This is a genomic window from Helicobacter sp. (assembly GCF_022770205.1).
Taxonomy (GTDB): domain Bacteria; phylum Campylobacterota; class Campylobacteria; order Campylobacterales; family Helicobacteraceae; genus Helicobacter_D.
Genome location: NZ_JALEIK010000038.1, coordinates 18,735 through 31,731, shown reverse-complemented (window position 1 = coordinate 31,731; position 12,997 = coordinate 18,735). Strand labels below are relative to the sequence as shown.

The following is a 12,997-nucleotide window of genomic DNA, read 5'->3' as shown; positions in this document are numbered from 1 at the left end:
TATTCACTAAGTTGCGTATGTGGCGATTGCGCTTTAGCAAAGGAATCACTATTAAACGCATACATTAATAGCACTCCCTCTTTTCTAAATTCCCCCCTTTTTATTGCTGTAATCCTGCATTAATGGAGTGTTGGCTGCCTTTTGTCATTTGCATAATTTCTTGCCCCTGCGATTAAGTCAATGGATTCAAATTCTGGCAAATAATTGTCTTTTTCTCTTGCAATAGGAGTTGTAAAATAATCATTCAAAGCCTGTAAGGCATTTTTATGGATTTTGTAATCACTTGGCAAATTTGCTGCCTTGTTAAAATCTTCTCCCACAAATCCATATTTGTCTATGCTATATCCACCAAAGGTATTTTTAGAATCTGTCCTAGAGAAATCCGTTGCTTCTTTTAAGTTTGCTAAATGTGGAGAGGTTAGGAAGTCTTGCATTTGACTTGCTGCTTTTGAAGTTAGGGATTGTTCTAGTGTATTTTTAAAACTAAGAGGATTGCTTGGATAAGTAAATTCTGGGCTTGTAATATATGCTCCTAAATACCAAGAAGAATTGTTGTAGGAATCAGGATTTAATGTCTGATGAAAGCCTGTTTGTTCCGCTAATTCTTGATTGTCTTTTCTGCTCTCTCTAGAATAATCACTTTGTATCTCTAAAGGCTTGTAATTTGCTACATTTGCCAACATCATATTTTCCTTTAAATGATATTTCTAAATCCTTAAGCAATTTTTATTCCTTAATTGATATTGAATGCTTTAGTAGTATATTGATTATGGAGTTCTTTTAGGGATTAAAAGCAAAGCTTGTCATACTAAGCAAAAAAATGCACAATAAAAGCATTTTTTGCATTATGCTTTTGCTTCCTTAATCATTTGATTAAGGAAGCTATCTATTTCTTTAGAGATTTTAGAAGTTAAAGTGCTAGAATATCCATTGTTATAGTTATATGCTTTTATGGCTTGTTTGCTTTTTAAATCTTGATTTTCCTTTTCTAGTTTTTCTTTTTGATTGAGTATATCAAAAATGCTTTGGGAAGTATCAAAATTAGAGGTAAGGGAGATGAGCAAATTATTGGATAGAACTTGTGAGGTAATAGAGATTTTAGAGCCGCTTAGGTAAGCATCAAAGAGAGTGCCATTGCCCTCCCCAAGAAATGGTAAAATTCTCTAATTGCAAGCGGTTTTCTAGCTCTCCTGCTTGATTATAAAGGTATCTTTGGGATATTTGCAGATGTTTTGAAATTTTATCTTTACTCTCTTGTGGAATCAGGTTATAAAAATCCGCAAATGCAAAAAAATCCTCAAGCAAACTTGCCACTTGTTCATTATTAGAGCTATAATCCCTTAAAAAACCTTGCTTTTCATTCCTTGCAATCACTGCATCCATTTCTCCTAAAGTCATCGTGCTAGGTGCTTTAGTTTTTGTAAAAAGCTTGTGATAAAACGCATCGCTTGTGGCATATTCTCGGCTTTGCCCTTGTTTTAAGAGGGTTAATAATTGTTGTTTGCTATCCTCCCTTGATTTGTCCATTTCAAAAAAAGTTTTTGCAAATGATAGTAATGCATGGAATTCTTTGCTATCTTGCCCCTTGCTTTGGGCATTATTTAAAATATCATTAATTTCTTGGGATAAAATATTTTTAGAATCTTTAAATGTTTGCTCTGTTGGGAGAGAGACATTATCTAGCAAATATTGTTTTAACAGCATAGAATTTTTAGATTTTGTAAGGCTATCCCCATAAATTGCTACCATATCATAAAAGATAGCTTCTTTTATTTTTTGTTGGATTGCCCCATTATTTTGGCTTGTAGATTGTGTGTTTGATTCTTGTCTCTCTTTATAATTTGTAGAATTAGTGGAGTTTGGATTGCTATAAAGAGAATTAGATACGCTAGTCATTTGCCTACCTTTTCTAAAAATTATAAAAAATTTAAGAAAAAGCAAGCAAAAGGTATTCCATTAAGCCCTCACTTGTTATCTAAAATATTTAATGTTAGTCTTATCTGTTTGTATCCAATAACTATAAAGCATTTTAATTGCAATGGTTAATAAAATTCCCTCCATTAATGCAGCTAAAATCAGCGCATAATACTCCTCTGTGCTAATTGCGCCAAATTGCATTCCAAGCTGTGCAGTGGCGACTAAAAAGGTTAAAGGCATTGCGTGGCTAAAAGCAAAGAGTGTCGTTTTGACATAACTTTTAAAATATCTGTAATACGCAACAAATGCTGCAATTAAACGCAAGGACACCATAATCGCAATAATACTTAGCGTCAAAGACAATAAATGCAAATTTTTTAACATTAAATTTAAATCCAGCGTAGAGCCAACATAAATAAAAAATAGCGGGATAAAAAATCCAAAACCAAACTCATTTAACTTTTCTGCCAAGCCTTTTTGATGATGGAAATATGTGGCTAAAATCATTCCAGCTAAAAATGCTCCAAGCACGCTTTCTAAACCTAAAATCTGTGTGATTCCAATTAAGATAAAAAACAGCATTGCACTAAAGCGAATGTCTTGATTTTTGCTAGAATCCTTTGGAATGAAAAAGAATTTTAAAGAGGGAAACCACCAAAATAACACATCTGCTATCTTAAAAAATCCAACAATCACACTTAAAAATAAAAACAGCACAAGCAGTGTCTTATACAACTCCCAAGTTAGCCCGTGTGAATATGCACCATTTAGCACTACAAGAGCTATGATGCTAATGAGCTCCCCTAGGATTCCAACATTTAATGCAAGCTTTAACCAAGGAGTGTTTTTAGGATATTCCTTTAGCATTGCCATAATCATTCCAAGGCTCATAACAGGAAGTGCCGCAATGTAAAACTCTGATAAATTTGTGTTTAACACATACAAAAACGCCACACCATAAAGAATCAAAAAATACAAAAACGCAGATTTTAAAAACCCACTGCCAAGCTTTGTAAAAGCCTTTAAATCCACTTCTAAACCGCATAGAAACATCAAAAATAAAAACCCAATGTGTGCAACAAACTCTAAAGATGCTAAATGCGAAAAAAGCCCAAAATGAAACGCTAGAGCACCTAACACAATTTCCACAGCCACCAAAGGCAAGCGCGTAAAAGAACTTAAAAAAGGCGCAACAACAATTAAAACTGCAACAATTCCAAAGGTAATAATATTTTCCATTAAAGATCTAAAAACTCCAAAATAAAGTAAAAGTATAACATTACTTTGGTAAAATGCACTGCCTTTTACTTTTTGCAAGATTTTAGGAGAATTATGGACTTCTTTGCTCCCCTTTTAAACGCATTGCCCAATGCTATGGAATCCAAACGCAATCTTTTAAAAGAGGCTTGCATTTTGCAAAAAGGATTCTATTATTTTGACTGGACTGCTAGCGGGCTTGGCGCAAAATGCGTAGAATCACGCATCAACTCCATTTTACCCTTTTATGCTAACACACATTCCCAAAGCAATGCAAATGCTGAGTTTATGAGCGCACTTTATGAAGGAGCAAGAGAGCGTTTAAAAGGCTTTTTCAAATTAGATTCCAACTCTTTAAATTCCAATTTCGCACTCATTTCTTGTGGTTTTGGTTCAACAGCGGCAATTAAAAAATTTCAAGAACTTCTAGGTATTTATATCCCCCCTAAAACACGCGCGATTTTAAACCTATCAAAGCTTGATAAATCCAAATTCCCCTTAGTTATCATAGGTCCTTATGAACACCACAGCAATGAACTAAGCTTTAGAGAAGGCTTGTGTGAAGTCGTGCGAGTGCCACTAAATGCACAAGGACTTTTTGATACTGAAGCCTTAAAGCACATTTTAGATTCCAATCAAGGGCGTAAAATCATTGGCTCTTTTGCTCTAGGCTCAAATGTAAGCGGAATTATAATTCCCTACCAAGAAATCTCTCATCTTATACGCAAGCATAATGGAATTGTTTGCTTTGATTGCGCTAGCAGTGCTTCTTATTTGCACATTTCTCCGCAATTTTATGATGCAATTTTTCTCTCCCCACACAAACTCTTTGGTGGCATCGGAAGTAGTGGAATCCTTATTATCAACCGCGCCTTAATTGATAAAACACTTCCACCTACTTTTTGTGGTGGGGGGGTTGTGGGCTATGTTTCACGCACAAGCGCAAAATATTTTGGAATTGATGAAATCAGAGAAGAAGCAGGGACTCCCGGAATTTTAGCATTTTTACGCGCATATTTAGGTTTTGCCTTACGCGAAGAAATCGGACTAGAATGGATAAAAGAAGCCAAACTTCCCTACATTAAGCAATTTAGAGAATTTTTAGAAAATGAGCCACGCATTACGCATTATGGGAACTTAGCGCACAATACATTAGGGATTTTTGCCTTTAACATTAAAGGGATTGAACCCTTTGCATTAGCAGAAAAATTATCCAAAGAATACGGAATCCTAGTGCGCGCAGGTTGCTCTTGTGCTGGACCTTATGGACACGATTTGTTAGGATTAGAGGATGACACAACTTTCACCCAAAAGCCCGGCTGGATTAGGCTAAATGTGCATTACACGCACACACAAAAAGAAATTACGCATTTAATCACCACACTTAAAACCTTGCTCCCTTAAATTTTTTAGCAAATTCCTAAAAACTTAAAGAAATAATGCTAAAATATAGCACTCATTTCAATCAAGGAATCGTAATGGAAGAGGCTAAAAATATTTCAAATAAGCTCCTAGAAAGCGTTGAAACTCTTGTTTGTGAGTTTCAAAAACAACGCGATGAAAACCAATCTTTACGCCAGCAAATTGTGCTTTTAAAAGCAGAAAATGAAGCCAAAAATTCTGAAATTAGCTCTCTTTATGATGAAATTAGCGCAAAAGAACGCGAATTAGAATATGTGCTCAATAAAATCCAAAACGCACTAGGACGCTAGTTTATGGAGAATGTGTTTCGTGTCTGCATTGCAGGGCGTTTCTTTGATATTCCCACACAAGAAATCTCTCCTGCCACATTTGAAGCACTAAAATCCCTTGCGGATTCTTCAAACACAATAAATCCGCGCGAGCTTTTACGCGCATTTTTGGAATCCTATGAAATCAAAACCACATTAGAAGCTAGCATCTCTTCTGCTACACAAAAACTCCAAAACGCAAAAAACTCTTATTAAGCTTGCAAGAATTTTTCTATCACATTATAATCTTAAAGCAAGCCTCCCCGCTATTAACTTACTTTAGCAAAACTCCGCTTGAAAAAGGCGCACTTGTTCGCATTCCCCTGCTCTCTAAAACCCTTCAAGGAATAGTGCTTCAACAATGCCAAAAGCCAAAATTTGAATGTAAAGAAGCCACGCCTTTAGACTTTCACTTCTCACAAGCCCAATGCACCCTTGCAGAATTTATTGCAAGCTATTATTGCACCTCACGCTCCCTTGCTTATAGCCTTTTCACTCCTTTTGATAACGCTTGCGCATTAAAATTAGAATCTCTCAATTTTTCTCCTAATCCTTTAAATCCTAAGCAACTTGAAGCCTTTAATTACATCACAAAGCAACAAGAATCTCTACTCTTTGGCGACACAGGTAGCGGGAAAACAGAAATTTATATACATCTTTTTAACCAAAGTCTAAACAAGGGCAAAAACGCACTTTTTCTTATGCCTGAAATTTCCCTAACTCCACAAATAGAAAAACGCTTAAAGGCTGTTTTTGGAGATTGTCTTGCATTTTGGCATTCTAAAGTTACAAAAACAAAGAAAAGTCAAATCTTACAAAACTTAAAAGAAGGCAAAGTTAGAATCCTAGCAGGTGCGCGCTCCGCTTTGTTTTTACCTCTATCAAATTTAGACACCATTATTATTGATGAAGAACACGATGATGCGTATAAATCAAGCTCCACTCCACGCTACCACGCACGCGATGTGGCACTCTATCTTGCAAAAACACAAAATATCAAAATTATTCTAGGTTCTGCAACGCCGCTTGCTACAAGCTATCAGCGCGCTAAACAAAACAATAATCTCTTTCGCTTAAAAGGCACGCATTTTAACACACAAAAATGCTACCATTTTTGCAAAGATATGGAATCTAAAAACACAGAATCCACACAAATAGAAACAGCCTTGCAAAAAACCTTAAAAAATGGCAAGCAAGCCATTGTGTTTTTACCAACACGCGCAAATTTCAAGCATTTGCTATGCGTGCAATGCCAAGAAACAATTGAATGCCCAAATTGCAGCGTGTCTTTAAGCTTGCACGCAAAAAATGCTAGTCTAAAGTGCCACTACTGCCACTACACAAGCCCTATTCCACAAAATTGCCCCAAGTGTAAAGGAATGCTACAATCTTTACGCATAGGCACACAAGAATTTGCTAAAACCTTGCAAGAGTCGCTGCCACAAAGTCGCATTGCTTGCTTTGATCGTGATTCTATCACCACGCAAAAAAAACTCTCCCAAACCCTTAGCGCATTTAATCACCGCACCATTGATATTTTAATTGGCACGCAAATGCTCTCCAAAGGACACGATTATCACAATGTCGCACTAAGTGTAATTTTAGGACTTGATTATCTTTTAAAAGGAAGCGATTATAGAGCAAGAGAGAGAGCCTTAGCGTTAATGTTTCAAATTTCAGGGAGAAGCGGTAGAAAAGAAAATGGCGAAGTGCTAATCCAAACACAATATGAAGACTTTTTTAGACATTATTTAAAAGATTACCAAACCTTTTTAGAAGATGAACTTGTGATGCGCCAGAATTTATATCCCCCTTTTGTGCGTTTAGCACTCATTCATTTTAATCATAAAAATCAAGCAAAAGCACAATCACTTATGCAAGAAGCTTTAGAAGCCTTAAAGCAAAAAATCCAAGAAAATAGGCTTGATGTAGAGATTGTAGGTAGTGGAGAAGCTCCGATTGAACGCATTTTAGATAAATGGCGTTATTTGATAATGTTGCGCTCAAAAAGTGCAAAAGACTTGCACACTGCGCTTTTACCGCTAAGAAATTTTACCTGCGACATTGATATGGATCCTGTTGAGTTTAACTAAGCGCATAAAGCTTAAACTTCTCCCCCCTTTCTTTATAGGAGCTAAATTGATCCAAACTTGCAGCAGCAGGGGATAGCATTGCTACACATTTTATAGAAGCGTTTATGGAATCGTTTTTGGATTCCAATAATCTCTCCTTTATACTCTCTACCGCCACTTCAAGCGTATAACACGCTTTAGATTCCACAATACCAAGTGCTAATTCACAAAGCCTATCTGTGTTGCTTCCAATGGCAAAAATCTCTATCCCATTACCTTTTTGCAAAACCTTCATCAAAGCAAACAATGGATTTAAATCCGCCCCCTTATCATCACCACCTAACACAAGCAGAATCCTTTTATCTTGATAGCATTGCAATGCTGCCATTGTTGCATCAAGATTTGTCCCCTTGCTATCATCTACCCAAAGATTCCCAAACTCATCGTAAAATTCCTCCATTTTATGTGCGCCAATTTCAAAAGCATTCAAAAGCGCATAATCTGTTTGTAGCGTTAAAATCTTTGCCCCACACAATGCTAAAGTTGCATCTAGCAAAAAAGGCTCTTTAAAAGAAATTTTTTCTAAATCTATCTCAAAAGCTTGCGCTAAATGCTTAGAATTTTCATAAAACACAAGCTTTCCTAAAGATTTTTTACAATAAGAATGCCCCTCTAAACTCTTTGGTAAAATCGCAATCTCTTTTTCTTTCAGCGATAAAATAGGCTTTAATTTATCTTTAATGTAAGCTTCATAGCTTCCGTGCCAACTAATGTGATCTTGTGAGAGTGGCAATAAAAGATACAAACTAGGCTTTGCAAGTCTTGTATAATGCAAAGCAAAAGAGCTTGTTTCTAGCACCCAAAGCGGAGAGTTGGAATCCAATTTTGCCAAAGGTGTGCCGATATTTCCGCCGCTTTTTGCATCAATGTGCTGCAATAAATGTGTTAGCATTTGTGTGGTTGTTGTTTTGCCATTTGTGCCACTAATCCACACAGAAGGGGGCATTGTGGGCACAAAAAAATCATACTCACTAAAAAAATATGCCTTAGGATTCTGCTTAACAAACTCTAAAGCCATCCTAACCATTGCATTGCTTGGGGGGATTCCGGGGCTTGTGATAATAGTTGCATCGCGTTGTAGAGTTAAAATGTCTGATAAATCTGCACTAGGATATAGTGCATTCCCAAAGCTATCGTAACTTAGCGTCCTAAAACCATCATCAAACACTAAAACAGGTGCGTGCGATTCTGCAATGGCTTGATTTGTTTTGCCAAACCCTAAAAGTATCAGCACACTAACCCTTTAACGAAACTTTAAGCTTAATAGCGCAATAAGATTACTCATTAACGCCACAATCCAAAAACGCACAATAATCTTGCTCTCACTTAAACCCTTTTCTTCAAAGTGATGGTGCAAAGGCGCCATTAAAAAGATTTTTTTGCCTAGCGTTTTATAGCTACCAATTTGTAAAATCACAGACAAAGCTTCCACCACAAAAATAAATCCAATCAAAAATAAAAGAATCTCATTTTTAGAAACAATCGCCATATATGCGATAAAACCCCCCATACTAAGGCTTCCACTATCCCCCATAAAGACTTGCGCAGGATGGCAGTTATACCATAAAAAGCCAATCAAAGCTCCAATTAACGCTGCTGATAAAATCACAAGCTCCCCGCTATCTAGCACCTTTGGATAGAGTAAATACGCACTAAGTCCGCTATGTCCAGCCACATAAACAAATACACTTAAAGAAGTTAGTGCGTAAATGGATGGAATCGCAACTAATCCATCTAAGCCATCAGTAAGATTAACTGCATTGCTTGTTGCTACCAACACAAGCGTCCAAAATGCAATGCTTAATATTCCCCAATCAAAAATCGCATTTTTAAAAAAGGGCAGATAGAATTCTGAATTTAGCGGCGTGAAATAAAGGGCAAAAGAGAGCAAAAGACTTATTAGAATCTGTATAGCAAACTTGTTTCTTGCACGCATTCCAGCATTTTTATTTTGTGAGATTTTAGCGTAATCATCACGCATTCCAAGTAGAGCAAAGAAAAGCAAAGTGGCAATCCCTAGCAAAACATAAAGATGTGTAAGTTTTGTGCACAATAAAGTTGCTAGCAATGTTGTGCCTACAAAAACGATTCCACCCATTGTAGGCGTGTTTGCCTTTTGTTGATGATTTTTGGGAGCAAACTTTGAAATAGGCTGATTTGCCTGCTTTTTTTGTGCCCATAAAATGTAATAAGGCATTATAAAAATTGTCAGCAATAAAGCAGTAAAAAATGCAACGCCAGAACGCACAGTAATGTATTGCAACACATTAATATCAAAAAACGCATAAAGATAATACAGCATAAATCTAGCACTTATAAATGAGATTTTAGGAAAAATTTAGGTAGCATTCTACCCAAAAATAACTTTAAAACATAGGAAAATTCTCAATGAAAAGTGTTTTAATCATCACAGATGGAATCGGATTTAACGCCAATGAAAATTTCAATGCTTTTTTTCACGCTAAAAAACCAACCTATGACAAACTTTTTAAAGAAGTGCCTTATGGTATGATTGAAACCTTTGGTTTATCTGTGGGTTTACCAGAAGGGCAAATGGGGAACTCTGAAGTGGGGCATATGAGCTTAGGAAGCGGTAGAGTCCTTTACCAAGATTTAGTCAAAATTAACAAGGCAATAGAAAATGGAAGTCTAATGCAAAATCAAGCCTTAGATTCCGTTAAAACCTGTAAAAGAGTGCATTTAATTGGATTAATGAGTGATGGTGGAGTGCATAGCCACTTAGACCATATTTTAGCCCTTGCTAAAGGGTTAGAATCACAAAGTGAAGTGCTATTGCATTTAATCACAGATGGGCGCGATGTGCTACCAAAAACTGCTGCACACTTTTTAAGCATAGTGGAAAATGCGATACAAGGCAAAAATATCCGCATTGCAAGCCTTAGTGGGCGTTATTTTGCAATGGATAGGGATAGTCGGTGGGAGAGAATAGAACTTGCATACAACACAATCGCACTTGGTGAAAATCCACAAAGCATAAGCCCACAAGAGTATTTGCAAGCACAATTTGCAAAAGAAATCTTTGATGAATTTCTTAAGCCTGCAAGCTTTAATTATGAAGGAATCCAAAAAAAAGATGGAATCGTTTTTGCAAATTTTAGAAGCGATAGAGCAAGAGAGATTGTAAGCGCATTAGGAAATGTAGAATTTAGCGGATTTATGCGCAAGCATTTTACTAAGATTCCACTTATTACGATGACGCCTTATGATAAAACCTTTGATTTTCCTATTCTTTTTCCAAAAGAGAATATTAAAAACACCCTTGCTGAAGTCATTTCTAAGCATAATTTACGCCAATTCCACACCGCAGAAACAGAAAAATACGCCCATATTACTTTCTTTTTCAATGGTGGGGTAGAAGAACCATTTCTCAATGAAACACGCCTTTTAGTGCCATCTCCTAAGGTAAAAACTTATGATTTACAACCCCAAATGAGCGCAAAAGAAGTGGGCAATGCAGTCTTAAATGCAATGGATAGTGCTTATGATTTCATTGTTGTAAATTTTGCAAATGGCGATATGGTAGGACACACAGGAAATTTTAAAGCAGCAATTCAAGCGGTGGAAGCAGTGGATTTTGAGCTAGGCAGAATCTACGCAAAGGCAAAGGAGTTAAATTACGCATTTGTGCTAACAAGCGACCACGGAAATTGTGAAGCTATGCAAAATGATAAAGGCGAGCCACTAACTAATCACACCATAGGAAGTGTGTGGTGCTTTGTAGCTGCTAATGGTGTAAAAGAAGTTAGAAATGGTGGGCTAAATAATATTGCACCAAGCATTTTAAAACTAATGGAGTTAGAAATTCCAAGCGAGATGGACGCACCACTTTTTTAGTTTTTCACCAAGATTTAAACAAAAATATACAAAGCATTATGTATAATGTAATTTTAAGTTCAATGATTTAGAGGGTTATGATGACACAAGAAGAATTAGATGCGCTATTAAATAGTGATATTGATGCTGTTACTGATGATACAGAAACAACTAAAACGCAAAGTGATGAAGAGCAGAGCAATCTTTCAGAACCTGCCATTGAGAATGGTGCAATTACTGCGGATGATTTTAAAATCAATCAAGATGTAAGTTGGCCCCCGCCACCGCCAACTAAAGAACATAAAGTTGTGCATCAACTTGATGATGTAACACGCGATTCTGAAATCAAAGCAACAGAAATGTTTGATAAGTTAGAGAGCATTAGTAATCTAGGAGCAGACATTGAAGACGCTTTTGGAAAAATCCAAGCCTTTATTAACTCACAAGAAGAACTGCTTCAAAAACTGCACACAAAATTCCCAGATTTTCACACATTTAGCGAGAAACTAGAGGAAGTTGCTAGTGCAAAGGAAAGTGCGCAAAAAATTTCTGATTCCTTACAAGACATTTCTATGACATCCTTAGAAGCAATGGAAAGTATGCAATACCAAGACATTCATCGTCAAAAGATTGAGCGCGTGATTAATGTAATGCGCGCACTCTCACGCTATATGAGTTCTTTATTTGAAGGAAGAATTGAAGACAGCAAGCGTGTAAGCTCTGCTATGTATATCCAAGGGGATTCTTCAGACAATGTAATGGCAACAGATGACATTGAAGCCTTAATTGAAAAATTTGGCGCAAATTAATGCAACTTCCAGAACTTCTCTCTCCTGCGGGGAATCTCAAGAAACTAAAAATCGCCTTAGAATACGGAGCAGACGCTGTGTATGGTGGCGTTAGCCACTTTTCTTTGCGGAATCGTTCAGGCAAAGAATTTGACTTTGATAGTTTTAAGGAAGCTGTGGATTACACACACGCTAGGGGTAAAAAAATCTATGTAACCATTAACGGATTCCCTTTTAACTCTCAACTAAAATTATTAGAAAACCACATTGAAAAAATGGCTGCTTTAAAGCCCGATGCTTTTATCGTTGCAACACCGGGTGTTGTAAGGCTAGCGCGCCAAATTGCCCCAAAGATTCCAATCCATCTTTCCACGCAAGCAAATGTTCTCAATGTCTTAGATGCGCAAGTGTTTTACGAGTTGGGCGTGAAACGCATTGTTGCCGCAAGAGAGCTTAGCTTAAAAGATGCCATAGAGATTAAAAAAGCGATTCCAGACTTAGAGTTAGAAATTTTTATTCACGGCTCAATGTGCTTTGCGTTCTCAGGGCGTTGTTTAATCTCTGCTTTACAAAGCGGGAGAGTGCCAAATCGTGGCAGTTGCGCTAATGATTGTCGCTTTGATTATGAATATTATGTGCGCAATGTTGCAAATGATGAGCTTGTGCGCTTTAGCGGCAAAGAAATCTATGCAAGAAATCCCGATAATGGCGTAATGATGCGCTTAAGAGAGGAAGAGGGTATAGGAACGCATATTTTTAACTCTAAAGATTTAAATCTAGCTACCCATATTCCAACTCTTTTAGAAAGCGGAGCAATTGATTCTTTAAAGATTGAAGGGCGCACCAAATCCGCATATTATGCAGGAATCACCGCCCTTGCTTACAAAATGGCATTAGACGATTATGCAAAAGGCGCATTTGTGGAGCAAAAATACACAAAAGAGCTAGACACACTAAAAAATCGTGGTTTTAGCGATGGCTATATCATCCACCGCCCTTATGAAAAATTAAACACACAAAATCACTTTACTGCTATTAGTGAGGGTAGCTATCAAGTCAATGCTGAGGTTAGCGAAGATGGTAAAAGCGCACTCTGCCGTCATACAATCCGCCTTAATGAGCCAAAAGAGATTGTTAGCGCAAAGCTAGAAAACATTAAAGAAGGCAAAAATGCAATCGGAGAAATTTTTAGTAAAGAGGGCAAAAAATATCTACAATTTTTTAAAATTCTTTTAGAAAATGGAAAAGAATTAGAATCTATCCATAGTGGTAATGAAAATCCTTTTTTGCTTCCCTTTTCACTCCCTCCTTTTAGTTTTTTGCGCCAAAAAATTTAATT

Annotated in this window: 12 protein-coding genes; 7 read left to right on the top strand and 5 right to left on the bottom strand. The window is 36.7% G+C overall.

Annotated features, from left to right (window positions below; translation table 11 throughout):
• Positions 1 to 119 precede the first annotated feature (119 nt).
• From MRZ19_RS07095 to MRZ19_RS07085, 3 genes are all read right to left on the bottom strand, one after another.
• Positions 120 to 686 carry a hypothetical protein gene (locus MRZ19_RS07095; protein WP_291031603.1) on the bottom strand — a complete coding sequence of 189 codons (567 nt, stop codon included), beginning with the start codon at positions 684 to 686 and terminating at the stop codon, positions 120 to 122.
• A 433-nt stretch (positions 687 to 1,119) separates the two neighbouring features.
• Complete coding sequence (locus tag MRZ19_RS07090; protein WP_291031602.1) at positions 1,120 to 1,896, bottom strand: hypothetical protein; 777 nt, start codon at positions 1,894 to 1,896, stop codon at positions 1,120 to 1,122.
• 75 nt (positions 1,897 to 1,971) lie between these two features.
• A complete protein-coding gene (locus MRZ19_RS07085) occupies positions 1,972 to 3,156 on the bottom strand; it encodes a cation:proton antiporter (RefSeq protein WP_291031601.1) in 1,185 nt (394 codons plus the stop codon).
• Positions 3,157 to 3,249: 93 nt separating this feature from the next.
• On the opposite strand from MRZ19_RS07085, the gene MRZ19_RS07080 reads away from it, so the two are divergent.
• From MRZ19_RS07080 to MRZ19_RS07065, 4 genes are all read left to right on the top strand, one after another.
• Complete coding sequence (locus MRZ19_RS07080) at positions 3,250 to 4,578, top strand: aminotransferase class V-fold PLP-dependent enzyme (protein WP_291031600.1); 1,329 nt, start codon at positions 3,250 to 3,252, stop codon at positions 4,576 to 4,578.
• A gap of 74 nt (positions 4,579 to 4,652) precedes the next feature.
• On the top strand, positions 4,653 to 4,886 hold the full coding sequence (locus MRZ19_RS07075) for a hypothetical protein (RefSeq protein WP_291031599.1): 234 nt from the start codon (positions 4,653 to 4,655) through the stop codon (positions 4,884 to 4,886).
• A gap of 3 nt (positions 4,887 to 4,889) precedes the next feature.
• The gene (locus tag MRZ19_RS07070; protein WP_291031598.1) at positions 4,890 to 5,120 is read left to right on the top strand and encodes a hypothetical protein; all 231 of its coding nucleotides are present in this window, start codon (positions 4,890 to 4,892) and stop codon (positions 5,118 to 5,120) included.
• 2 nt (positions 5,121 to 5,122) lie between these two features.
• Positions 5,123 to 6,997, top strand: coding sequence for a primosomal protein N' (locus MRZ19_RS07065; RefSeq protein ID WP_291031597.1), 1,875 nt, complete (start codon positions 5,123 to 5,125; stop codon positions 6,995 to 6,997).
• Here MRZ19_RS07065 and murD read toward each other — a convergent pair.
• Complete coding sequence (gene murD / locus MRZ19_RS07060; RefSeq protein WP_291031596.1) at positions 6,990 to 8,270, bottom strand: UDP-N-acetylmuramoyl-L-alanine--D-glutamate ligase; 1,281 nt, start codon at positions 8,268 to 8,270, stop codon at positions 6,990 to 6,992. The two genes, MRZ19_RS07065 and murD, sit on opposite strands and share 8 nt — an antisense overlap.
• Before the next feature lie 9 nt (positions 8,271 to 8,279).
• Positions 8,280 to 9,338 (bottom strand): phospho-N-acetylmuramoyl-pentapeptide-transferase, encoded by a 1,059-nt coding sequence (mraY, locus tag MRZ19_RS07055; RefSeq protein ID WP_291031595.1) that lies wholly within the window; start codon positions 9,336 to 9,338, stop codon positions 8,280 to 8,282.
• An 86-nt stretch (positions 9,339 to 9,424) separates the two neighbouring features.
• Here mraY and gpmI point away from each other — a divergent pair, with 86 nt between their 5' ends.
• The 3 genes from gpmI to MRZ19_RS07040 all read left to right on the top strand — a co-directional run bounded on the left by gpmI (position 9,425) and on the right by MRZ19_RS07040 (position 12,995).
• On the top strand, positions 9,425 to 10,891 hold the full coding sequence (gene gpmI / locus MRZ19_RS07050) for a 2,3-bisphosphoglycerate-independent phosphoglycerate mutase (protein WP_291031594.1): 1,467 nt from the start codon (positions 9,425 to 9,427) through the stop codon (positions 10,889 to 10,891).
• A gap of 80 nt (positions 10,892 to 10,971) precedes the next feature.
• Positions 10,972 to 11,679 carry a chemotaxis protein gene (locus tag MRZ19_RS07045; RefSeq protein ID WP_291031863.1) on the top strand — a complete coding sequence of 236 codons (708 nt, stop codon included), beginning with the start codon at positions 10,972 to 10,974 and terminating at the stop codon, positions 11,677 to 11,679.
• Entirely contained in the window at positions 11,679 to 12,995 is a 1,317-nt protein-coding gene (locus MRZ19_RS07040) for a peptidase U32 family protein (protein ID WP_291031593.1), read from the top strand. Before MRZ19_RS07045 ends, MRZ19_RS07040 begins: the two co-directional genes overlap by 1 nt.
• The last annotated feature ends 2 nt before the right edge of the window (positions 12,996 to 12,997 follow it).